The organism is Ereboglobus sp. PH5-10 (assembly GCF_029504735.1).
GTDB lineage: Bacteria > Verrucomicrobiota > Verrucomicrobiia > Opitutales > Opitutaceae > Ereboglobus.
On the sequence record NZ_JAQFIP010000002.1, the window covers coordinates 135,474 to 158,098 of the forward strand.

General features: G+C 64.0%; 17 protein-coding genes. 12 read left to right on the top strand and 5 right to left on the bottom strand.

What is annotated here, in order from left to right; all coding sequences use genetic code 11:
• The first annotated feature begins 124 nt into the window (after window positions 1-124).
• From M2447_RS02590 to M2447_RS02625, 8 genes are all read left to right on the top strand, one after another.
• On the top strand, window positions 125-1,474 hold the full coding sequence (locus tag M2447_RS02590; RefSeq protein ID WP_277557278.1) for a hypothetical protein: 1,350 nt from the start codon (window positions 125-127) through the stop codon (window positions 1,472-1,474).
• Entirely contained in the window at window positions 1,471-2,502 is a 1,032-nt protein-coding gene (locus M2447_RS02595) for an AAA family ATPase (protein ID WP_277557279.1), read from the top strand. Before M2447_RS02590 ends, M2447_RS02595 begins: the two co-directional genes overlap by 4 nt.
• Complete coding sequence (locus tag M2447_RS02600) at window positions 2,499-4,214, top strand: hypothetical protein (RefSeq protein ID WP_277557280.1); 1,716 nt, start codon at window positions 2,499-2,501, stop codon at window positions 4,212-4,214. The genes M2447_RS02595 and M2447_RS02600 overlap by 4 nt, the downstream gene beginning before the upstream one ends.
• A complete protein-coding gene (locus tag M2447_RS02605; RefSeq protein ID WP_277557281.1) occupies window positions 4,207-5,193 on the top strand; it encodes an ABC transporter ATP-binding protein in 987 nt (328 codons plus the stop codon). Before M2447_RS02600 ends, M2447_RS02605 begins: the two co-directional genes overlap by 8 nt.
• A complete protein-coding gene (locus M2447_RS02610; RefSeq protein ID WP_277557282.1) occupies window positions 5,190-6,731 on the top strand; it encodes a hypothetical protein in 1,542 nt (513 codons plus the stop codon). The genes M2447_RS02605 and M2447_RS02610 overlap by 4 nt, the downstream gene beginning before the upstream one ends.
• Window positions 6,728-7,624 (top strand): DUF58 domain-containing protein, encoded by an 897-nt coding sequence (locus M2447_RS02615; RefSeq protein WP_277557283.1) that lies wholly within the window; start codon window positions 6,728-6,730, stop codon window positions 7,622-7,624. Before M2447_RS02610 ends, M2447_RS02615 begins: the two co-directional genes overlap by 4 nt.
• 334 nt (window positions 7,625-7,958) lie before the next feature.
• Window positions 7,959-9,725 (top strand): BatA domain-containing protein, encoded by a 1,767-nt coding sequence (locus tag M2447_RS02620; RefSeq protein WP_277557284.1) that lies wholly within the window; start codon window positions 7,959-7,961, stop codon window positions 9,723-9,725.
• Window positions 9,722-12,295, top strand: coding sequence for a VWA domain-containing protein (locus tag M2447_RS02625; protein WP_277557285.1), 2,574 nt, complete (start codon window positions 9,722-9,724; stop codon window positions 12,293-12,295). The genes M2447_RS02620 and M2447_RS02625 overlap by 4 nt, the downstream gene beginning before the upstream one ends.
• 23 nt (window positions 12,296-12,318) lie before the next feature.
• Here the strand turns inward: M2447_RS02625 and M2447_RS02630 are convergent, their stop codons facing one another.
• From M2447_RS02630 to M2447_RS02645, 4 genes are all read right to left on the bottom strand, one after another.
• Window positions 12,319-13,026, bottom strand: coding sequence for a dolichyl-phosphate beta-glucosyltransferase (locus tag M2447_RS02630; protein ID WP_277508939.1), 708 nt, complete (start codon window positions 13,024-13,026; stop codon window positions 12,319-12,321).
• A 165-nt stretch (window positions 13,027-13,191) separates the two neighbouring features.
• Window positions 13,192-13,851, bottom strand: a complete 660-nt coding sequence (locus M2447_RS02635; RefSeq protein WP_277557286.1) for a discoidin domain-containing protein — start codon at window positions 13,849-13,851, stop codon at window positions 13,192-13,194.
• Between the two features lie 8 nt (window positions 13,852-13,859).
• On the bottom strand, window positions 13,860-15,206 hold the full coding sequence (locus tag M2447_RS02640) for a Gfo/Idh/MocA family oxidoreductase (RefSeq protein WP_277557287.1): 1,347 nt from the start codon (window positions 15,204-15,206) through the stop codon (window positions 13,860-13,862).
• Between the two features lie 36 nt (window positions 15,207-15,242).
• Window positions 15,243-15,827 carry a hypothetical protein gene (locus M2447_RS02645; protein WP_277508943.1) on the bottom strand — a complete coding sequence of 195 codons (585 nt, stop codon included), beginning with the start codon at window positions 15,825-15,827 and terminating at the stop codon, window positions 15,243-15,245.
• Window positions 15,828-16,022: 195 nt separating this feature from the next.
• On the opposite strand from M2447_RS02645, the gene M2447_RS02650 reads away from it, so the two are divergent.
• From M2447_RS02650 to M2447_RS02660, 3 genes are all read left to right on the top strand, one after another.
• Window positions 16,023-16,988: an FAD:protein FMN transferase gene (locus M2447_RS02650; RefSeq protein WP_277557288.1), complete on the top strand. Its 966-nt coding sequence runs from the start codon at window positions 16,023-16,025 to the stop codon at window positions 16,986-16,988.
• On the top strand, window positions 16,985-18,457 hold the full coding sequence (locus M2447_RS02655) for a flippase activity-associated protein Agl23 (protein ID WP_277557289.1): 1,473 nt from the start codon (window positions 16,985-16,987) through the stop codon (window positions 18,455-18,457). The genes M2447_RS02650 and M2447_RS02655 overlap by 4 nt, the downstream gene beginning before the upstream one ends.
• A 76-nt stretch (window positions 18,458-18,533) precedes the next feature.
• The gene (locus M2447_RS02660) at window positions 18,534-19,847 is read left to right on the top strand and encodes a homoserine dehydrogenase (RefSeq protein WP_277557290.1); all 1,314 of its coding nucleotides are present in this window, start codon (window positions 18,534-18,536) and stop codon (window positions 19,845-19,847) included.
• Window positions 19,848-19,879: 32 nt separating this feature from the next.
• Here the strand turns inward: M2447_RS02660 and M2447_RS02665 are convergent, their stop codons facing one another.
• On the bottom strand, window positions 19,880-21,010 hold the full coding sequence (locus tag M2447_RS02665; RefSeq protein ID WP_277557291.1) for a hypothetical protein: 1,131 nt from the start codon (window positions 21,008-21,010) through the stop codon (window positions 19,880-19,882).
• 197 nt (window positions 21,011-21,207) lie between these two features.
• Between M2447_RS02665 and M2447_RS02670 the strand changes: the two genes are divergently transcribed.
• The gene (locus tag M2447_RS02670) at window positions 21,208-22,494 is read left to right on the top strand and encodes a hypothetical protein (RefSeq protein ID WP_277557292.1); all 1,287 of its coding nucleotides are present in this window, start codon (window positions 21,208-21,210) and stop codon (window positions 22,492-22,494) included.
• Window positions 22,495-22,625: the final 131 nt, after the last annotated feature.

A 22,625-nucleotide genomic window follows, 5' to 3' on the forward strand; every position in this document is an offset into this window, starting at 1 on the left:
TTGGAGCGGCGATCTCCATGCCGCCGATTGCCGCGCCTGGATCGAAAATAATCTGCATTTTCTCCGAGGGCGGGCTTGCAGGGTATTCTAGAAAACAGCCAGTGTATCGTAATACTGCAATTTTATGACTGATGCGCAAACATCCCGGGCTTACTGGCTGCGGGCGATCTCGGGAGTGAGACGCCGCGTAAATGCCGTTGCGTGGATGGAATGGTTTGCGCCGGGCGTGTTCGCATGCGGAACACTGGCGGGGCTTTTGTTTTACGCCATGCGCCGGGTGCGAGTGGACGCGACCGGCTGGATATGGCTTGCGCTGGCGTTTGCGTTTGCGATTGCCGCGGTCATGGCGTGGCGCATTGCGCGCGGAGCTTTTTTCTCCCGTGACGACGCGCGCGCGTTTCTGGAATACCAGTTGCGCATCAACTCGGGTCTCAGCGCGGCGGAGGCGGGAATGGCAAAGTGGCCGCGGACGTCCGTGTTTTCCTCGCGGGTTTTGCGCTGGAAGCCGCAGGTTGTCCTGGGCTGGCTCGTCGCCGCGGTGGTGATGTTTGCCGCGGGTTTTTGGCTGCCGGTGCCCGCTCAAAATATGCGCGTGGTTCCCGTGGAAAAACCGCCCGCGCTCGCGCAAACCGAGGAATGGCTGAAGGACCTCGCGCAGGTCAACGCCGTCGATCCTCAATCGATTGAAAACCTGGAGTCACGGGCGCGCGAACTCGCCTCGAAACCGGCGGAGACGCAGTATTCGCACTCGTCACTTGAGGCGGCGGACGCGCTGCGCGAGCAGGCGGCGCAGGCCATGCAATCGCTTTCGCGCGAATTCGAATCCGCGGAATCGACACTTTCATCGCTGGCATCCGCCCGGAATTCACTTTCCGAAACCAATGAGTCGCTCTCCGGGGAACAACTGAAACATGCCGCCGGGCAGCTCGACAAAGCGTTGCACGGTTTGAGCGAGGGCAATCTCACCGCGAGCCAGGAATTGCGCGAGGCGCTGCAAAAACTCGACGCGTCGGCATTGCGCGAACTCACCGCGGAGGAGGCCGCCAGGCTCGCGCAACAACTGGGCGAGGCCGGGCGCGCCGTCCGCCTCGTCATGGGCAACGAAAACAACGGGGACTCGGAGAGCATGGCCGTGTTGCTCGCCGCGCTCGACGGCGCCGGAGGCACCCCGATGCGCATGCGCGGCACCGGCGATGTTTTACGCGGTCGCGGCGACGCGCCGCTGGAGTTTGACCGGCGCGAAAGCGACGCGGGCGGCGGCAATCTGCAAACAGTGCGCAACGACGACTATTCGCGCGCCGCTCTTGGCGACAAACTCGGCGTGCAAGTCGGCGAGCACACCGTCGATCCCAACGCGGCCCAAGGCCCCGTCAGCGCGGGCGCGATGGCGGGCGCGGCGCGGGGCGGCGAGGCCGTTTGGGTCAACAAGCTCACGCCCGCCGAGCGCGAGGCGCTCAAGGAATTCTACAAATGACACCCTCAACACCCACACTTCCAAACGATGCCGAGCTCGCCTCGGCCTCGGCGTCGATCAACCGCCTGGTCATCGCGCTCGACGGCGTGCTTTACGGCCAGCACGAGCTGATCGAGCTCGTTGTCGCGGGCGTGCTCGCGCGCGGGCACATTCTGCTTGAGGGCCTGCCGGGCCTTGGCAAGACGGAGCTCGTCAAGGGGCTTGCGCGCACGCTCGGCCTCGACGCGCGCCGCGTGCAATTCACGCCCGACTTGCTGCCGGGCGACATCACGGGAAACCCGATTTTGCAGGAGGTGGACGGCAGGCGCGCGTTTGTTTTCCAGCGCGGTCCGATCTTTGCGAACATCCTGCTCGCCGACGAAATCAACCGCGCGTCACCCAAAACGCAGTCGGCGCTCCTTGAGGCGATGCAGGAGCGGCGCGTGAGCGCGGGCGGCGAAACGCACACGCTGCCCGATCCGTTTTTCGTGCTGGCAACGCAAAACCCGATCGAGCTCGAGGGCACCTACCCGCTGCCGGAGGCGCAGCTCGACCGTTTCCTTTTCAAGATCGAGGTGCGGCGCAACTCCGCCGAGGTGCTGCAGCGCATCGTGCTCAATCGCGAGATCGGCGTGGAGCCGCGCGTGGAGCCGGTGCTGGCGCGCGAGGAGTTCACCGCGCTGCTCGGCATGGCGCGGCGTATCCACATGCCGGATACAGTCGCGAATTACATCGCGCGGATGGTGACGGCCACGCATCCGGGCGAGTCGGCGGCGTCGGCGGGCGTGCGCTATGGCGCGAGCCCGCGCGCGGCGCTCGCCCTGGCGTCGGCGGCCAAGGCGCGCGGTTTGCGGCACGGGCGGGGGCATGCGAGTTTCGAGGACGTGCAGGCGGTGGCGCGCCCCGTGCTCGCGCACCGCGTCCTGCTGGAGCACTCGGCGCGGCTCGACGGCGCGACGCCGGCGGGCGTGGTCGAAAAACTGCTCGCGGAAATACCCGCGCAGGCAAAACCGCTTCCCACTTCACTCGCCGCGGCAAAGATCAAATGAGGGCCGAACGCAATTTCAGTTTCCGCCTCGGAAAGGCCGCGCTCGCCTGTCTTTTCCTCGTTGCGCTGTTTGCGGCGGCCTTGCGCGCCGACTCCGTCACGGAGCAGGTGCCGCTTGACCCGTCGCGGAAGGCGGCGTTGAGCGTTTTGTTTCCGGTCGATGAATGGGACGGCTTTGGCTTTTTGCCGGTCATGGTGCACGCCGAGAACAAGTCGGATTCGGACTACACGTGGCGGTTTGGGTTCACCCATGGGCTATCGCGCGGGCGGGATCGCGCGCTTTCGTTTCAGTCGGAATTCACTGTGACGGCACCGGCGCACACCTCGCGCTCGACGGTGCTTTGGGTGCCGGGAGGCCGCGCCGCGGCGGACGAGGTTTGCGTTTCGCTTTCCCTCACGGTTCAGGGGGCGGGGGTTCAGGGGCTTCGCTGGAACTCGTCGATCATGAGCGGCTGGCGCGGAAAGGGCGTGTGTTTCGCGGTCTCGCCGCAACTGGAGCGCAATTATCGCGTGAAGCACGACGAGATAAAAAACACCAACAAGAGCGCGCCCTGCACAACCACGATGCGCGCGTCGGATTGGCCGGCGGACTGGCGCGTGTGGTCGCCGTTCACGGTCGTGGTGATGGCCGAGGACGAGTTCACCGCGCTCGACATGGCGAGGCAGGCGGCATTGCGCGAGTGGGTTTCGCTTGGCGGGCATTTGTTTTTGAAACCGCAGGGAAGCGTGCCGGCGCGGTGGAGTTCGACCGCGAAAAAAATCCGCCATGGTCTGGGCGCCATCACAATGTCCGAGTTGCCGGCGGGCATGTATGTTATGGAGGACAGCCAGCGCCCCCTTTGGCGCGGGCAGCGCGTGCAGCCGTGGAAGTCGCTCATAAAGTTGCTTGATCTGGAGGACGCTGAGTTGATGCGGTTTTCCTCGGTCGTGTGGTGGTTAATGATCTTTTTGCTGCTTTTCGGCGTGACGATAGGCCCGGTGAATTTGTTTTTGCTGGCGCCCGAGGGAAAACGGCACCGTTTGTTTTTCACGGTGCCGGCGATTTCGATCGGCGCGTCGCTGCTGTTGATGGCGGTGATTGTGTTTAGCGACGGCTTCGGAGGGCAGGGCGTGCGGCGTTCACTGGTCGTGTTGATGCCCGGTGAAAACAAGGCCGTGGTCGCGCAACAGCAGGTGACGCGCACGGGCGTGTTGATCGGGAAGAAATTTTCGCTGGCGGACGACACGGTGATGGGAAAGGTCGGGATTGATTCCGACGGCGACATTCCGGGGAAAAGCGCGGCGCGCGGCAATGGCGCCGCATCGGGAGACTGGTTCACGAGCCGCGCGGTGGAGAGCCATGTGTTGATGCGCGTGACGCCGACGCGCGAGCGCGTGGAGCTCGTCGCCGGCGGCAAGCCGGGCGTGGCGCCCATCGTGCAATCGAGCATGTCGGGCGTGTTGCGGGACTTCCTTTACCTGGATGAATTCGGACGCATGTGGAGGGCGGACGAGGTATCCCCGGGGCGGCGCGTGGCGCTTTCGCCGCACGATAAAAACGCGAGCGTGTTCGAGGTGTTGCATTCGTTCGTGAAGAAGGACGGGCGCGGTTATTTCCATGCCACGATGACGGGCGGCGAGCTCGGATTGATTTCCTCACTCGACGCAATCAAGTGGACTGATGACCGGACGACCGTGATTGGTTTCGTGGAAGGAGGGGCTCGCAATGAGTGATCCGATTGTGAAAGTGCGCGGGCTTGAGCGGGCGTTCGGCAGGGTGCGCGCCGTGGACGGCATTTCGTTCGACCTGGCGCGCGGGCAGGTCGTGGGGCTGATCGGCGCGAATGGCGCGGGCAAGACGACGGCAATGCGCATCATGGCCACGCTCGACATGCCTGACTCGGGGGCGGTGACGATCGGCGGTGTTGACATCGTTGATTATCCGACGCGCGTGCGCCGACACATCGGCTGGATGCCCGACCACATCACGCCCTACTCGGACACGACGGTGGGCGACTATCTCGATTTCTTCGGACGCGCGCACGGCTTTGCCGGCGCGGAACTGGCGCGGCGTGTCGATGAGGTGCGCGATTTCACGGACCTTGTTTCGCTGAATGACAGGCCGACGACGGGGCTTTCAAAAGGGCAGTCGCAGCGTCTCTGCCTCGCGCGCACGCTGCTCAACAACCCGGAGTTTCTCATCCTCGACGAACCCGCCGCCGGACTCGACCCGAAGGCGCGCCTGGAGTTCAAGAACCTCGTGCGCGTGCTGCGCGAACGGGGCAAGACGCTGCTCATCAGTTCGCACATTTTGTCGGAGCTCGGCGAGATGTGCGATTCGCTCATCTTCATGGACGCGGGACGGCTCGTGCACCACGGCGACACGGACAGCCTGCAACGGCGCGACGCGCGCACGGGCATTGTGTTTGAGATTGAAACACTCGGGCCGGCGGCGGCGTTGCTAGACTGGCTCGCGGTGCGCCCGGGGTGGCGCGTGGTCGAGCAATTGCGCGACGGCGCGCGCGCCGAGTTCGCAAGCGGCGAGCCCGGCGCCGTCGCGGCGGAGTTGCGCCGGATGTCGGCGGATTTGCAGATCGTGGAATTTAGGAGGCAGGAGCGCAGGCTCGAGGAGGCGTTCGTGGAAATGTTGCGAGCCGGAAACGGAGCCCCGCCGCCGCTGCCCTTTGCGGGAAACGGAGGTGATGCGCAATGAGCGGGACCGCAAACCAGGCCGGACAGACGGCTGAAACAAAACCGAAATTCGACTTCCCGACATGGCTGCCGCCGATGCTCGTGAAGGAGCTTCGCCAGGGGCTGCGCACGCGCGCCTTCGTGCTCAGCCTGATCGGGCTGCACACGGCGCTGGTGCTCGCCTTCGGATGGGCGCTTGTCATGCAGATATTCGACAGGAGCGCGGGGCTGAACATGGCAAACAACTTTTTCTGGATGCTGACGTTTGTGATACTCGTGTTTGTGATGCCGCTGCGCGCGCTTGGCGGACTGCGCTCGGAAATCGACGCGCGCAACATCGACCTGCTCATGCTCACGCAGCTGACCTCGTGGCGCATCGTGTTCGGAAAATGGACATCGCTTGTCACGCAGACCGCGCTGCTGCTGGTCACGCTGCTGCCCTATGGCGTGATTCGCTACTTTTTCGGGAGCGTGGACTTGATCCAGGACATGGTCACGTTTGCGTGGCTGTTCGCCTTCAGCAGCATGGCGACGGCGCTGTTGCTGTGGGTGTCGGGGCTGCATCGATTTCTTCGGGTGCTGTTGGTCGTGGTCGTGCTGATAATTTTCAACGGCATGCTCGGATCGTCGTTTTTCGGAATGTTGCGCTACGGCTTTGGCGGCAGCAGGGGTATGTTTTCGGGGCTCCACGCGGGTCCCGTTGCCATCCAGTTGTGCCTGCTTTTCGACATGGCGATATTTCTCGTGTTTTGCCTCGTGCAGGCGGTGCGGCGAATCGCGCCGCCCTCGGAAAACCACTCGATGGCCACGCGCCTGATTTCGCTGGCGCCGCTTTTGCCGCTGCCGCTGCTCATGCTCATGCGCCATGCGAGCCGCGGCGTGCGCGACGCGATGGAGATGCAGTCGGTGCTGGCGCTGGTTGTGTTCATGCTGGTGTGCGTGCTGGAACTGGCATCGATGGAGCTGCCGATGGCCGTCCAGGTGAGGCAACTTTACGGCAAGGGCGGTGCGGTGCGCCGGTTCCTCGCCAGGATATTCCTGCCGGGCTGGTCGAGCGCGGCGCAATTCACGTTTGCCGGATTGTGCCTGTTTGGCGCGCTGGTGCTCGCAAGCGCGTTTCCCGACGAGTTTCGACAGGCGCGGTTTTTGCGCGTGCTCGCGCTTGTGTGGGTGGCGGTGGTGACCCCCGCGGCGCTGCTCTCGCTATTCCTGCGCCGCGTGAGAATTTTTCCGCTGATCATCTACGGGCTGATCCAAAGCGGAATCGGGCTTCTGTGCATTTTCGCCGCGTTCGTCATTCACGAGACACAGGCGTCGGGAAACATAAGCCGCACGATTGACAACCTGTTTCGCGTGATGCCGGTGACCGGTTTTTGGTTCGAGCTCGGCTACATGACGCGACGCCATGGCGACTGGAGCACGATGGTCACGGGACTGCAGTTTCTCGTTTTTGTGGCGGCGGCATGTTTTGCGTGGTGGTGCAGCAGGCCGTTTTTCCAGGCGCTGAAATCGGGCGTGCAAAGCATCAAGCCGGAACCCGAAAAGGACGATGACAAATGAGCAACGCGCCCGCAGCCAACCCGATTGCGCAAACGACCTCCTCGCCGCATCGCGAGGGGATCGAGGCGGCGCGGCGCTACCGGTTGCCGTTCGGGCGGCAAAGCTGGCGCGGTTACCAGGGCGCGTGGCAGGGCGCGGGCACGGGAAGCTCGATTGATTTTCAGGATCATCGCGCGTATGCGCCGGGCGACGATCCGCGCTACATCCACTGGGCGGCGTATGCGCGCACGGGGCAGTTGACGATGAAACTTTATCGCGCGGAGGTGTCGCCGATGGTGGATGTCGTCGTGGATGTGTCGGAGTCGATGACGTTTGACGCGGCGAAGGCGGCGCGCACGGAGGCGCTGGTGGCGTTTGCGGTGGCGAGCGCCGACGCGGCGGGCGCGCCGGTGCGCGTGTTTGCCGCGCGCGGACGCGAAACACGCCCCGTGCCCGTGGAAAGCGCGCGCGCGGGCGACTGGCGCGGGCGACTCGCGCTCGGCGGGCGGGCCCTGCCTTCTGCGCCGTCGCATTTGCCTTGGCGCGCGGGCGCGCTGAAGGTGCTGGTGTGCGACTTGCTTTTTCCGGGAGATCCGTCGCTGTTGTTGTCCGCGATGTCGGCGGGCGGCGGTTCGGCGGTTGTGTTTGCGCCGGCGCTCGCGACGGAGGCGGAGCCGCCGCTGCGCGGCAATGTGGAGCTGGTCGATTGCGAGAGCGGGGAAAAGCGCCACCAGCGCATCGACGACGATCTGGCGGCGCGTTATGGCGCGGCCTATGAGCGGCATTTTGAATTGTGGGACGAGTCGGCGCGGCGTTGCGGCGCGACGCTCGTGCGCGTGCCTTGCGAGGACGCGCTCGTGAATGTGCTTGGCGGCGAGGCGCTCGACCGGGGCGCGGTGGAGGTGACAAGATGAAAAATTCCAAATTTCAAAATCCCAAATTCCAAAGGGGGGCGGGGGGGATATTTCAAAGTTTTGGCCGAAATACGCGTGCGACAAGGAGCGGCTGCGCCCCGCTGCCGGACGAGGCGAAAGCCTCGCCCGCTTGCCGATTCGCCTCCCGTTTTGTATTCAAAAAACAAATACGCAAAGGGCGCTCGCATTGCTCGCGTCCGGCGGCGGGACGCGCGCCGCTCCTTGCGCACGCGTCCCTTCGCGCATCACAAAATTTTAAGGTGCCTCCGCGTGGCGAATGCTTGTTTTGGAATTTGGATATTGGATATTGGAATTTGGAGCCGGAGGCGACCCCATGATTCCGACCCTTTCCAACCTTGCCGGACTTTGGGCGCTGCTGGGAATTCCGGTGGTGGTGGCGATTCATTTTTTGCAACAGCGCTCGCGCACGGTTCGCACCAGCACGCTGTTTTTGATGGAGGCGCTCGCTCCCGAAAGCCGCGAGGGCCGGCAGTGGGAGCGGTTGCGTTTCTCACGGGCGTTTTGGCTGCAAATCGCTGCGGTGATGCTCGCGACGTGGGTGCTCGCGCAGCCGCGATGGACGCGCAACGAGTCGGCGCAAGTAGTCGTGGCCGTGCTCGACGATTCGGTGTCGATGCGCGTGTTTCGCGACGGGACGGCGCGCGCCGTCGAGAAGGCGTTTTCGCAAAACGAGGGGCGCGCGGCGCACACCGAGTGGGTCGTGATGACGAGCAATCCCCGGCAGCCGGCGCTCTATCGAGGGACGGACAAGCGCGCGGCGCTGGCCGCGGTGTCGGAATGGACTCCGTCGAGCGGGACGCACGAGGCGGAAAGCGCGCTGCGGCTTGGTCGCGCGCTGGCGGGCGCCTCGGGCGCGACATGGTTTTTCACGGACAGGCGCGGGCGCGCCCCGGCGGACCAGCCGACGGCGGGCGCGGGGCGGCGGATAAACAACGCGGGATTTGCGGGGGCGCGTGTCGGACGAGACGAATGGCGCGCGCTGGTGCGGAATTATTCAAGCGAGCCGTTGAGCCGAGAATGGTGGCTTGAGAGCGGCGGGCAAAAAAGCGCGCCTCGGCGAATCGATATTGAGCCCGGTGGATTGGTCGAGTTGTCGGCAAAGTTTCCCGAAGGCGCGGAATCGTGCGAACTCGTGCTGGCGGGCGACGAGTTCACCCTGGACGACCGGTTGCCCATGGTTCGGCCCGTTCCGAAACGGCTTTCGGCAAGCATGGAAATGAACGGCGAAGGCGCGCGCGTATTTTTCCGAAAGCTTGCGGAGAGCGTGGAGGGTGTGGAGTTCGTGCCGCGCGACTCGGGCGCGCTGAGACTGGCGGATTTGCAGGACGGGAGCGTGCCGCCGAAGGGCGCGGCGATTTTTGTGGCGCGCGCGCCGACGGGCGCTGACGCGCGGCGCGCGGTGCAAACCGCGCCCGCGGTGGCGGAGCGCCACGCGCTGACTGCGGGGCTGAACTGGCAGGGCCTGGTGGGAACGGGCGCGGCGGGATTGCGGCGCGCGGAGGGCGCGGAGGTGCTATTGTGGCAGGGCGGCGAGGCGCTGGCATGGGTGGCGGACAGGCAGTTGTTTTTGAATTTCGACTGGGAAACAAGCAACGCGTCGCGTCTGCCGTCGATGGTGCTGCTCGCGCGGCGTTTCATCGGGGAGACGCAGGCGTATCAAGATGTTGGATACACGGCGAACTTTGACTCGGGCGCGCGAATCCGCGCCGGCGGAGGCCTCGATGGCGCGCTGATACTGGAGACGCGCAAGGGCGCGCGCGAGCTGACGATGGCCGAGGCGGGCGTGTTACGCGCGCCGGAGGAACCGGGATTTTTCACGATCAAGCGCGGCGACAAAATTCTGGTGCGCGGCGCGTCGCAGTTTGCCGACGCGCGCCAGGGGGATTTTCGCGAGTGCGAAAGTTTTGTGTCGGGCGCGCCCGATGCGAGGGCGGAGCGCGAGGTGTGGATGCTCAATTCGCGCGGCGATCCGCTGGCGAACGCGTGGCTGCTGCTCATGGGCGCACTGCTGATGTGGAGCTGGTGGCCGCGCGCGGGCGCGCTTCGCGAAACACGCGTCAATGGAGGGCGGGTCGCATGAGTTTCGCCGCGCCGGAGTGGTTTTTTCTAGTGCCGCCGCTGATTGTGATCGGCTGGCGGTTTCGCGCGTTGCGACTGTTTGAGCCGGCGAGGGCGGCGGCGTTGCTGGCGTGCGTGCTGGCACTGGCAAATCCGCAGGCGCGCATGAGCGATAGCGGGCTGGATTTGTGGGTGCTGGCGGACAGGTCGGACTCATCGGCGGCGGTGACGGCGGCGCATGCGCCGGAGGTGGAGTCAATTTTGAGGAGATCAAAGCGCGCCGCCGACCGGGTGTTTTTTGTGGATTACGCCGTCGATGCGGTGAGGCGCGACCAAGGCGACCCGGTGTTTCGCGGGGGCACGCATTTGACGCGCACGGGCGCGGCGCTGGATTTTGCCCTGGCGCAAATCGAGACGGCGGGGCAACGCCGCGCGTCGAGGCTGCTGCTTCTGGGCGACGGGTTTTCGACCGAGCCTCTTGGCGACGCGGCAGAGCGTGTGTTGCGCAGCGGCGTGCCTCTTGATTACCGGTTAACTGGCGCGGGAATGGAGCGGGATTTCCGCGTGGAGCGCGTGGCGGTTCCGAACCGGGTGCTTCCGGGCGAGGCGTTTTTGGTGGAGTTTTTTGTTGTCGGCTCGGGGGCGGGCGCGGATGGCGCGGCGCGCGTGCCTTGGGAGGTTTTGCGGGGCGGCCGCGTGGCGGCGAGCGGCGAGGCGGTGTTGCGCAACGGCGCGGCGCATGTGCAGTTGAGCGACCGGCTCGCGGCAGGGGGGGCGGGGCACTACGAGGTGCGGATTCGTCCGTCGGAGGATGCGCATCCCGAGAACAATTCGGGCGAGGCGTGGGTGGAGGTCACGGGCGGGCCGCGGGCGCTGCTCGTTTCGAATTATCCGGACGACCCGCTGGCGGATTTGCTGGCGGCGATGGGGTTCGAGGTGGAGCACGCGGGTGATCCGGCGGCGCTCACGGAGACGGCGTTCGCGGGGGCGCGGCTTGTGGTGCTCAACAACGTGCCCGCGCACAGGGTTGGCGCGCGTTTTTTGCGTGGACTGGACTTTTTTGTGAGGGAGCAGGGCGGCGGATTGTTGATGGCGGGCGGTGAAAACAGTTTCGGCGCGGGCGGCTATTTTGCGTCGCCCGTGGACGCGCTGCTGCCGGTGTCGATGGAGTTGCGCAAGGAGCAGCGGCGGCTCGCGACGGCGATGGCGATTGTGATGGACCGCTCGGGGAGCATGGCCGCGAGCGCGGGCGGCGGACAGACGAAGATGGACCTGGCGAACACGGGCGCGGCGCGCGCGATCGAGCTTTTGGGCGACCATGACGCGGTGTCGGTGCACGCGGTGGATTCGACGGCGCACGAGGTCGTGCCGTTGATGCAGGTGGGGGCGAACCGGGACAAACTGGTCAGCGCGGTGCGGCGGGTGGCGAGCGAAGGCGGGGGGATTTTTGTGGGCGAGGGGTTGCGCGCGGGCTGGGCGGAGCTGCAGAAGGCGCAGACGGGGCAGCGGCACTTGATTTTGTTTGCCGACGCCGCGGACGCGGAGCAGCCGGATGATTACAAGGAGACGCTGGCGGCGATGCGCGCGGAGGGCGCGACGGTGAGCGTGATCGGCATGGGAACGCGCGCGGACAGCGACGCGGCGCTGCTGGAGGAAATCGCGGCGCTGGGCGGCGGACGGTGTTTCTTCGGCGAGACGGCGGCGGAGCTGCCCGCTATTTTTGCGCAGGAAACGGTGTCGGTCGCGCGCTCGGCGTTTGTGAAGGAGCGAACCGACGCGGCGGGCACGGCGGGGTGGGGCGAGATCGCGGCGAAGACCCCGGAGTGGCCGCCGGCGGTGGACGGCTATAATTTGAGTTATTTGCGCGAGGGCGCGACGGCGTCGTTTGTGACGACGGACGAGTATCAGGCGCCGCTTGTCGCGGCGTGGTCGCGGGGCGCGGGACGCGTGGGTGCGATCTCGTTTGCGCTCGGAGGAAACTATTCCGGGGCGGCGCGCGCGTGGAGCGGGCTGGGGGACTTTGAGCAGACGTTGTGCCGCTGGCTGGCGGGAGAGGATGTGCCGCAGGGGTTGGGTTTGCGCACGGAGACGAGCGGCGGACGGCTTGCGGTGGATTTGTTTTACGACGAGTCGTGGGCGTCGCGGATCGCGCGCTCGGGGCCGGTGGCTATGCTGGCCGAAAGCGGCGCGGGGCTTGGAAGCGAGAATGTGCGCGCGCTTGTGTGGGAAAAAATCGAGCCGGGGCATTTTCGGGCGACGACGGAGCTGACGCCGGGGCGCCTGGCGCGCGGCGTGGTGCGCGTGGGCGGGAGCGAGCGAGGCGGGCGCAGCGCGACGCTGGTGTTCGGCCCGGCATCGGTGAGCGGGTCGCTCGAGTGGAATTTCGACCGCGCGCGCGCGCGGGAATTGCGGCAGTTGTCCGTGCGCAGCGGCGGCGTAGAGCGGCTGGACCTTGCAAGCGTTTGGGACGCGCCAAGGCCCGCGACGGTGCGCAGCGTGCGCGGTTGGGTGATCGCGATGTTTATCGCGCTGGCGCTGCTTGACGCGTTGCTGACGCGAATCGGAGTGCGGTTGGCGCGTCGGCGCGTGTAGTCGCCCGGGCTTTTGCGGCGGGCTTAACGGAACCGCAGGCGCAGGAGGTCGCGATACATTTGGAGGCCGTGGCGAAAGGCGCGCACGGTTGAATGAGGGGAATCGGTCCAGTGGACGGGGATCGTGCGAACCTCATGGCCGAGGCGGTGCGCGAGCAGGAAAATTTCGATGTCGAAGGCAAAGCCGTCGATGCGGGCGCGGTTGAATATTTCGCGCGCGGCGTCGGCGCGAAACATTTTGAAACCGCATTGGGTGTCGCGGACTTTTATGCCTCCGGGGAAGAGCATGCGCGCGGTGAGGTTAAAAACCTTGCTGAGCAGGGGGCGCGATTTGCCCTGGTTGTGGGTGACCACGCTTTCGGGATGCCTGCGGTTGCCGGCAACAACGGCCGCGGACGTGGTTTCGAGGACTTTGAGCGCGTCGTTTATGGCGGCGGGATCGCTGCTTAGATCGGCGTCCATGAAACAGATGAAATCCCCGGTTGCGCGCAACATGCCGGAACGCACCGCGTAGCCTTTGCCGCGGTGAACGTGGTTGTCGATTGCCTTCCAGTTGGGATGCCCGGCGGCGATTTTTCGGGCAAGCGCGAGGGAATCGTCCCTTGATTTTTCAACGACCAGGAGGACTTCATGCGAAAAGGGAAGCGTGCCAAGCATTGCCGCCAGGTTTTGCATCGCGGAGGCCAGCCGGCGCGTTTCGTTGTAAGCGGGGATGACTATTGAGAGGTGCACGCCGCGCGTTGGTTTTTTTGGCTTAGGGTTTGGGATTGCGGCGGGAAGGGGCGGGGGACTCATCGTGCGACATTTTCCCGGCCTTGAAATAAACAAGGGGCTTGGACAGCTTCACGCATCCAAGCCCCAAATGTTAAACTGAAAACAATGATTCCGGGGGGACCATTATTTTCCCCAGACTTCCACTTCGATGTAGTGGTTGGCGGAGTTGGCGGTGTTGCCCTTGCTGTAGAGGCGCACGTAGCGGCCGCTCACGCCGTCAACGGGGAGCACGCGGCCCCGGCTGGTGTCGGTGTAGGCCTTGTCCGCGCCCTTGCCGAGTCCGCTGGAGTTGTCGTGGTCGTTGTTGAAGACGGTCGACACTCCGGTGAGGAAGTCGGCGTCGTTGGAGATTTGCACGATGACGTCGTGGTAGGCGCGTTCCTGCGAATGGAAGTGCCAGAGCGCGATGGCGTAGATTTTGTGCGCTTTTTCGAGGTCGATCTGCACCCATTGCTTGCCGTCGCCGAGCTCGACGAAGCAGCCCTCGTCGGAGTCCTTGTCGCCGTCGGTGATTTGCTCGAGCATTCCGATGATGGGCATCGAGTCGCTGGAGGTGACGGGTTTTTCGGCCGCGAGGTTCTTGGAACCCTCGGGCACCCGCACCGGTTTGCGCGCGTCGATGTCGGCGGCGGTTTCGAGATGGGGCACGCGGATGGCCACGGGAGTGCCGGCGAGCTTGGGCTTGGGCAGCGTGGTTTTGAACGGCACCATTTTGTCCTGGGCGCCGAGCGTGACGCAGGCGGCGAGGGCGAGTGTGGAAAGGAGGATGTTTTTAATTTTCATGGCGATAATCAGGCGATGTAATCTTCTGGTTTGAACTGGATGACTTTTTTGGCGGCGACCGAGTCGTTGACGCGGTAGATGGGCACTTCGCTTTCGAAGGCGTGGCGTCCATCGCAGGTGAGCTTGCCCTTGCCTTGGACGGCGGCAAAGAAGTTTTCGAGGTGCGGCTGGTGAATCGGCTTGTTCAGCACAACGGGAATCTCGTAGGCGGCGAGGGCCTTTGTTTCGCGCACGTCGATGACGGATTTCGTCTCGGGTTCGGGCGGGGCCGCGGTTTTGCGAAGGTAGTTTTTCTTCACCCATTGATCCCATTCGGGGGCGCGATCCTCGCGGTAGGCCGCGGTGAGCTTCGGATTTTCCGAGATGCAGATGCTGCCCTCGTCGCCCATGAAGTTTTCGAAATAACCGCCGCCGGAGCTGGTGGCCGTCTGCACTTGGTAGAAGGCGCGGACGGTGCCGTGCGCGAGCGGGTATTCGTAAACGACCATGACGTTGTCGGACCACTCGTGGTTCTTGTAGTAGTCGATGCCGCCGGAGGCGAAGACGGTGGAGGGATTCGCGCCGAGGAACCAGGCGAAGATGTCGATCTGGTGCGAGCCGAGGTCGGAGATGGGGCCGCCGGAGAGGTCGCGGAACCAGCGCCAGTTGCGGAACTGGTGCATGTCGCGATAGCCGTATTTTTTAAGCGTGGCGGCGTCGATGGTGTAGGCTTTCGGGAAGCCGAGGTCGTCGGTGACGGCGCGGTTCCACTGGCCGTTGGCGGCGACAAACTTGCCCTGGAGTTTCGCGCTTTTGATGAGGTTGTTGTAAACGTGGAGGTAGCGCGGGTTGCTGCGGCGCTGGTGGCCGATTTGGAGGAGCTTGCCGGCGGCCTCGGAGGCTTTCACCATGCTGCGCGCGCCCTCGATGGTGTTGGACATCATCTTTTCGCAATACACGTGGAGGCCGGCCTTGTGGCAGGCGACGGTGTGCGGTGCGTGCCAGAAATCGGGCGTGGCGATGATGGCGACGTCGAGATCCTTTTCCTTGGCGAGCATGTCCTCGATGTCGGTGTAAACATTAACGTCGTGCCCGGCTTTCTTGAGTTTGTTGCGTCCGTATTGGAGGGCGTATTTCCAGATGTCGCACACCGCGCGAAACTTGAGGCCGGGGATGTTGAGCATCGACTCCAGAAGGATGCGTCCTTGCGAACCGAGGCCGACGAGGGCGACGTTGATCTGGGAGTTGGGCGACTGGCCGGGCTGCGCGATGGCGAAGGGGGCCGTGCGCGAGAGCACGAGGCCCGCGGTCGCGAGCGAGCTGGCGGCGAGGAATTTGCGGCGGGTGAAAATGGGAGTGTTGCTTGTGTTGCTCATGTCTATTTGGAAAACAAAAAACGGAATCGGTTCAAATTAGTATTTTGCGCAGCAGCCGCAGACCGACCAGCGGTTGTGGTCAACCCACTTGAGCGCGAGCGCGATCATGATGACATGCACACCAAGCATGGCGGAGCCGAGAATTTCGTTTTGGCCGCCAAGCATGATCATGCCGACGGTGAGCGACATATAGATGAGGCCCTGGACGAAAAGAGTGATGCGGGGGGCGATGCCGAGAAAGAGCGCGATGCCGGTGATGAGGAGAAGCGGTCCGAGCGCGTAGCCGTAGGCGGTGAGCATCCAGCCGGGCATGAGTGGCTCGGCGCGGAATGACTCTTCCATTCCGGGAGCCATGCCGTGGTAATACTCAAGCCCGTAAACCTTGGTTTTGACCTCGACCATCGCGCCGTTGATGTCGGGCTCTCCGAATTCATCGAGCAAGGGTTTTTGCAGCATTTTGGTGCCGGTGAATTTCTCGACGGCCGTGACGATGGCACGGATGGCGATCCAGAGGCGCAGGACGATGAAGCCGAGCGAGGCGCCGGAGGGCAGCCAGGCCGGGCAGGCACAGGCACGCGCAGTTTTGGTTGAACCGGAGGCGGAGTCAGATTGTTGAGTCATGGGTTTGCTTGAAACTAAAAGGGTAAGTTGAAATAAAAGGAAATAATTATAAAAGCCCAAAAATGCGGAATAATTATGCGACGCCTGCCATTCCTAAATTTTAGGGGAAGTTTTGGTTGAAGTTGCGGCCACCGGCATATCTTTTTGCACATTGCACAAACAGGCATGGGCACGCACGCATTCAATCATGAGGCAATGAACACGTTGTTCGACTTCCGCATACGTCATGCGGACGCGGACTACGCGCGCCAGGCCGCGCAGGCCGCCTTTGCCGAGGTTGACCGGCTTGAAAAACTCCTGAGCCGCTTCGAGGAGGGCAGCGATGTGTGGCGGATCAATCACGCCGAGGACGGCGAGACGATCATGATCAGCGAGGAGTGCCACGCGTGCCTGCAACAAGCGGTGCAGATATCGCTGGCGACGGAGGGCGCGTTCAACGTGTCCGTCGGCGACGCGGCGGACATCGCGAAACAGCACAAATCGAAAAAGGCGCCCATGGCGCAACTGCGCGCCGCGCTCAAGCGGAGCGCGAACGCGCTTGTTTCAATGGCCGAGGATTCGCTGGCGCTGCGCGTGGAGCACAAGGGAATTTCAATCGACCTCGGCGCCATCGGGAAGGGCTTTGCGGTCGACCGCGCGCGGGACTTGTTGCGCGAGTGGGGAATCAAGCACGCGCTGCTGAGCGCGGGCAACAGCTCCGTGCTTGCGACGGGCACCTGCTCGTCCAGAAAACACGCGGTCACCGCGGGCGCGAAGCACGCGTCCCCCTACGAAAACATCATCACGGCCAAGCCGAAACCCGGCGGCTGGGTGGTCAACATCGCGGGCGACAAACAATCGACCCCCGTGACGCTGCACGAATGCTCGCTGAGCAGCTCGGGCACGTCGGAGCTGGGGCGCCACATCATTGATCCGCGGCGGGGCGGGCAAAGCTACACACATTTGCGCACGTGGGTGCTCGCGCCGAACGCCGCGGCCGCGGACGCCCTCTCGACGGCGTGCATGACGATGATGCCGGAGGAAATCGCGCGCGCGCTGCGCGAGCTCGGCAAGGGCCACGCCGCGATCACCGAGGACACAAACGGACGGCTCCACATCTGCCGCCGCTCGGGTGTGTGGACGCAAATCAAACGAACCCACGCGCTCAGCTGGCCCGCATGAAAAACAACCCGCGCGCTTGGCTTGTTGTGCTGCCGCCGGTGCTGTTGCTGGCGCTCGCGGCGGTGTTGCGTTTCGCGGACCTGGGCTCGCGGCCGATGCACGCGGACGAGGCGGTGCAGGCGTATATTTTCGCCGATTTGCTTGAGGAGGGAAAATACCGCTACGACCCGTCGCACTACCACGGGCCGCTGCCGCACTTTATAAACCTGCCGCTGATGCGCGCGCTTGGTATCCGTAAATTGGATACACTTCAGGCGTGGCAGTTTCGCCTGCAGCCCGCGCTCGCGGGGCTGTTGCTCGCGGCGCTTGCGGGCGCGTGCGCCGGCGGGGATTCGCGCGCTCGCTGGCGGGCGATGCTGCTCGCGGGCATCGCGCCGATGCTGTTGTATTTCAGCCGCATGGCGATTCACGAGACGCTGCTGGCCCTGTGCGCTCTTGCAGTGCCGTTTGCCGTGGCGCGCTGGCTGGAGACGCGGCGCGCGCGCTGGCTGGTTGCGACCGCGCTGGCGTTCGGCTGCATGCACGCGACGAAGGAAACCTGGTGCATTATCGCGTTCAGCTGGGCGGCGGCCGCCTTTGCGTTGTGGCCGAAAAAAACATGGCATGCCGTGCGGGGCGCGGGGGCGGCCAGGATTGCCCTGGTCGCGGCGGCGGCGATGGGGATTTCGTTTTTGTTGTATTCCAACTTCGGAAAACATCCCGGCGGGTTTGCCGACGCGTGGCGCACGCTGTTTTCCTATCGCACGGGCGGCGGGCATGAAAAGGGCTGGTGGTATTACGCGGTGGAATGCCTCGGGTTTTACCGGCCCGGAGGCTGGCCGGTCGGGGAGGGCGTTGTCGGCCTGTTCGCGATCGCCGGCGGCGTCATGGCGTGGCGGCGGAGGAAAAACCGCTATGTGGGGCACCATGTGCCGGCGCTGCCGCTGTTCCTGGCGGTGTCGGGCGCGGCGCAGGTTTTTGTGTATTCAATAATCAAATACAAGACGCCGTGGCTCATGCTGGCGCCGCTGGCGTCGTTTGTGCCGCTGGCTGCGCACGGCTGGATTTGGGCGCTGGGGCGGCGCCCGCGCTGGTGGCGCGCCGCGGCGTGCGCGCTTGTCGTGGCCGCGGGGCTGCTGGCGCCCGCGCTTGTGTCGAGTTTCAAGGCGCCGACGAGCGCGGCGTTCCCTTTCGTTTACGTGCCCACGCTGCCGGATGCGGACGCTGAGCTCGACCGCGTCGCAAGGGCGCTGCCCGCGGATGCGATGACTGCGGTGATTGGCAACGACTACTGGCCGCTGCCCTGGTATTTTCGCGCGGCCCGGGAGCGGACGGGGTTTTTCTCGGAGGCCGGCGCGCCATCGTCGGAGGAGTTGAAGGAATTCGCACTGGTGGTTCACACGGGCTACCAGCTCGATCCCTCCGCCACGGGCGCGGGCTGGCGCGTGTTTGAACTGCGCCCCGGATATTTTGTGAGCATTTCGCGTTGATGTCCGGACGTCCCCGCGGTTGAGAAAAAAGATTGTTGCCCGGGGGACTTTCGCCTCAGTCTTTCCGTTTTTACTTATGGAACAGATCAACATCGGCATGATTGGCGGCGGCACTGTGGGGAGCGGAGTTTTCCGCGCCCTTGAAAAAAACAGCGCCCTCATGACGGCGCGCCTCGGCGTCAAACTCAAGGTCGCGAAAGTCGCGGTCAGGGCGTTCGACGAACCGCGCCCGTATAAAATTCCCGTCGCAACCATGACGACCGATTGGACGACTGTCGTGAACGACCCCAAGATTCAGGTGGTCATCGAGCTGATGGGCGGCACCGGCCTGGCAAAAACCGTCGTGCTCGCCGCGCTCAAGCTCGGCAAGCCGGTCATCACCGCCAACAAGGCGCTCATTTCCAAGTGCGGCCCGGAGCTCTTCGCCGCCGCCGCCAAAAACAACACCAACCTTTATTACGAGGCCAGCGTCGCGGGCGGCATTCCGATCATCAAGACGATCCGCGAGGCGCTCGTCGGGAACCGGTTCACGCAGATCTACGGCATCGTGAACGGCACCTGCAACTACATCCTCACGCGCATGAAAAACGAGCGCGCCGAGTTTGCCGAAATCCTCGGCGACGCGCAAAAACTCGGTTATGCCGAGGCCGAGCCCTCGCTCGATGTTGACGGTTACGACGCGATGCACAAGACGCACATCCTAGCCTCGCTCGCGCACGGGTTTTGGGTTGATGAGAAAAAGATTCTCGTCGAGGGCATCCGCTCGATCTCGCAGACCGACATCCAGTTTGCCGAAAAACTCGGCTACACGATCAAGCAGCTCGGCATCGTGAAGGCGGCCGGCGCCGGCAAGTCTGAGAAGGTGCAAATCTCGGTTTATCCCGCGCTCATTCCCCAGCAGCACGTGCTCGCCAATGTGAACGACGTGTTCAACGCCGTGTTTGTGCGCGGCGACATCGTGGGCGACACGCTTTATTACGGACGCGGCGCGGGCAAGGACGCCACGGCCAGCGCCGTGCTCGGCGACATCGCCGACGCCGCCACGGACCTCGTCAACGGGACGCCGCGCCGCGTGCCCGCGTTTGTCGATTACGGCAGGCGCGCCAGCGTGATGCCGGCGAGCGAAAGCGTTTCGCAATTCTACATCCGCCTCGGCGTGCAGGACAAACCCGGCGTGCTTGCGCGCGTGGCCGCGATTTTCCGCGACAACAAGATCAGCATCGCGTCGGTCGTGCAGCCCGAGAGCGCGGTCGCGCGGCCAAGCGTGCCGCTCATCATCATGACGCACGCTTGCAAGGAGGCCTCGCTGCAAAAGGCGCTCAAGCAGATCGCGCGCCTTTCGGATGTGAAGGCGAAGCCCGTGTTGTTGCGCGTGGAGCATTTCGAATAAGAAACGCACCCGCCCCAGTTGTGAAAAATGGCTCAGCCGGGATTGGCGCCCCGCTTTTTTGCGAGGCGCTCCTTTACGATGGCGATGTTTTCCCGGAGGTCTTTGCCGCCGGTGATCTCGGTGTAGATTTTGTAGATGGCGCCCATGTTGAACGCGGGGCTGTTTTGCGCGCGCATGCGCTCAAACAGCGGGGGAATCCAGTCCTCCCCGTTTTCCTCGATCGCGTCGAGGATGACGAGCATCGCCAGGTAGGAGTAGGAGTCGGCCACGGCTTTTGGCGTCGCCGCGGTGCGCGTGCCGATCCATGTGTCGAGGTTGATGCCCGCGGCGTGGGTTTCGAAATCGGACGGTCGCGCGGTGTGCGCCTGGAGAAGCTGCTCGTAACTGAGATTGGGATTGTGCGAGCGCAGGACCGAGATCGGGATGATGTTGACCATGCCATCGACGATCCAGAGCGGGAAGCTGGCCTTGTCGATGGTGGCGATGATTGAAGGGCGCGCGATTTCGTAGAGTTTGCCGCAATAGGCGTTGTAGACGGCCTCGTCGAGACGCCAGCGCATGTCGCGAATGGTGGCGTTGAAGAGGCGCATTTTTTCATCGGTCATGCCGGGGGCCTTTTTCATGAGGACGATGGGAACGACGCGCGCGCGGGCGCGTCCGGCGCGCGGCGCTGTGATGTGGTTGGCGATGCTGAGCGCCTCGTTTTCCGGATTGTAGCCGAGGCCGTCGGGCAGGGAGCCGGATGCCTGCGCGGCCTTGATGTCGGAAAAATGGTAGATGCGAACCACGCCGATTTCCTCGACAACGGCGGGGCGGCAGATGTCGCGGAATTGGTCGAATGAGGCGCTCATGGCCTCGGTGGGTTTTTCGAGCGCGAGTTTTTTTGCGATCAGCGCGAGGTCGTTCTTTTTCCACCGGGCGAGCTGGGCCTCGAAACTGGCGTCGTCAAGAATGCGCAGGGGAAATTGGTAGCTCAGCAGGATTTCGTCCGCGAAGGCTTGTTCGTCGGCGGGGTAGGTGATGGTGGCGTCGTTGGTGATTTTTGTTTTGTAGGCTTCGAGCGGGTTTGTCGGCGGGGCGGGTTCGCCGGCGCATCTCACATCGGGCGGCATCAATGCCAGCAGGAGCGGTAGAAGTAGAAGAGGGCGTTTGAACATGGTCATGCGATGATGTGCGCGAAAAGGATGCAATCAAACGGATGTGGCGGATGTGTGCAAGCGGGCAGGGCGGGTTTTTACGGCGGGGATCGTCCGCGCGGTCAGAGGCCCGTTCACATGCGCGTTTTTTGTCCGCCCGGTTTGTTTTTCTGGCGTCACTTTGAATTGCGCATCCGCTTGATTCGCGTTTCTCATTTTCGGTCGTGCCTCTTCGCGCCATGGTCGTTGATTTTAATTCCTTCTTCGCTTCCGTCGAACAACAGGAGCGGCCGGAGTTGCGCGGGCGGCCTGTGGGGATCGTGCCGGTGATGGCCGAGACGACCGGGTGCATCGCCGTGAGCATCGAGGCGAAACAAGCGGGACTGAAGCGCAACACGCGCGTGGCCGAGGCGCGGCGCATGTGCCCGGGGCTTCGCATCGTCGAGTCGCGACCGGAGGTGTATATCGATTATCACCGGAGGCTCGTGGACATTATCGAATCGTGCATCCACGTGGGCAAGGTGCAGTCGATCGACGAGGTGACGTGCGAACTGCGCGGCACGTGGTCGGAGCCGGCGAAGGCGGTTGCGGTGGCGAAAAAAATAAAGGCGGAGATTGCGAGAAGGGCGGGGGAGTGCCTTCGCAGCAGCATCGGTGTCGCGCCAAACTGGCTGCTGGCAAAGGTGGCGTCGGACATGCAAAAGCCGGACGGCCTCGTGGTGCTGAACGACGACGAAGGCGACATCCCTGCAAAATTGCTGCACCTGCGACCTTCGGATATTTCGGGGATCGGTCGCGGCATGGACGAGCGGTTGCGCATCCGTGGCGTGGATACAATGGAAAAGCTTTACGCGCTGTCGCGCGACGAGATGCGCGCGATCTGGCGCGGCGTTGTCGGCGACCGGTTGTGGCGGCTGCTGCATTGCGAGGACCTGCCGTTTTTCGAGCAGGAGGGCGACAAGTCGGTCGGGCACGGGCATGTGCTGCCGCCGGAGTTGCGCAACAACACCGCGGCGCTCGCCGTGCTGCACCGCCTGCTGCAAAAGGCGGCGATGCGGCTGCGCGACTCGGGTTTGTTCGCGGGCGGCCTGCAGGTTTACGCGGCGCACGGCGACGACACGACATGGAGCGACGCGCTGCACTTCAACGAGACGCAGGACACGATCGCGCTGACGCGCGCGCTTTCGCAATTGTGGGCGCGCCGCATGGCGAAGCCGGGTGTCGCGAAAAAAGCGCCGGTGCGCATCGGCGTGATGCTGTTTCGGTTGTTGAAGGCGGAGGCGCACACGCCCGATTTGTTTGAGGCGGCGAACGAGCGGGCGCGCGGGCGTTTGCTCGGCGCGATGGACGAGATCAATCGCGTGCTCGGCAAGAACACGGTTTATTTCGGAGGCGCGCACGGCGCGACTGCCGACGCGCCGATGCGGATTGCCTTCACGCGAATCCCGAAGCCCGAGCTGGAGGAGATCGACAAGTCGCTGAAAGGGCGCTTTCGGAGGGGGAAACGGTGATGGTTTTGGGACAGGATTAACGGGGTTGGCAGGATGATGAGTGCGGCGCTTAAGTTTGACGTTTTCGAAAAGACGCAAAAAAGCCGCGATGTTTCCATCGCGGCTTTTTGTTGATCGTATGGCGTTAACCC

Bases quoted from the DNA above. Each gene is read 5' to 3' on its own strand.
- M2447_RS02590 (WP_277557278.1), top strand. From the start codon at position 125: ATGACTGATGCGCAAACATCCCGGGCTTACTGGCTGCGGGCGATCTCG.
- M2447_RS02595 (WP_277557279.1), top strand. From the start codon at position 1,471: ATGACACCCTCAACACCCACACTTCCAAACGATGCCGAGCTCGCCTCG.
- M2447_RS02600 (WP_277557280.1), top strand. From the start codon at position 2,499: ATGAGGGCCGAACGCAATTTCAGTTTCCGCCTCGGAAAGGCCGCGCTC.
- M2447_RS02605 (WP_277557281.1), top strand. From the start codon at position 4,207: ATGAGTGATCCGATTGTGAAAGTGCGCGGGCTTGAGCGGGCGTTCGGC.
- M2447_RS02610 (WP_277557282.1), top strand. From the start codon at position 5,190: ATGAGCGGGACCGCAAACCAGGCCGGACAGACGGCTGAAACAAAACCG.
- M2447_RS02615 (WP_277557283.1), top strand. From the start codon at position 6,728: ATGAGCAACGCGCCCGCAGCCAACCCGATTGCGCAAACGACCTCCTCG.
- M2447_RS02620 (WP_277557284.1), top strand. From the start codon at position 7,959: ATGATTCCGACCCTTTCCAACCTTGCCGGACTTTGGGCGCTGCTGGGA.
- M2447_RS02625 (WP_277557285.1), top strand. From the start codon at position 9,722: ATGAGTTTCGCCGCGCCGGAGTGGTTTTTTCTAGTGCCGCCGCTGATT.
- M2447_RS02635 (WP_277557286.1), bottom strand. From the start codon at position 13,851: ATGAAAATTAAAAACATCCTCCTTTCCACACTCGCCCTCGCCGCCTGC.
- M2447_RS02640 (WP_277557287.1), bottom strand. From the start codon at position 15,206: ATGAGCAACACAAGCAACACTCCCATTTTCACCCGCCGCAAATTCCTC.
- M2447_RS02645 (WP_277508943.1), bottom strand. From the start codon at position 15,827: ATGACTCAACAATCTGACTCCGCCTCCGGTTCAACCAAAACTGCGCGT.
- M2447_RS02650 (WP_277557288.1), top strand. From the start codon at position 16,023: ATGAACACGTTGTTCGACTTCCGCATACGTCATGCGGACGCGGACTAC.
- M2447_RS02655 (WP_277557289.1), top strand. From the start codon at position 16,985: ATGAAAAACAACCCGCGCGCTTGGCTTGTTGTGCTGCCGCCGGTGCTG.
- M2447_RS02660 (WP_277557290.1), top strand. From the start codon at position 18,534: ATGGAACAGATCAACATCGGCATGATTGGCGGCGGCACTGTGGGGAGC.
- M2447_RS02665 (WP_277557291.1), bottom strand. From the start codon at position 21,010: ATGACCATGTTCAAACGCCCTCTTCTACTTCTACCGCTCCTGCTGGCA.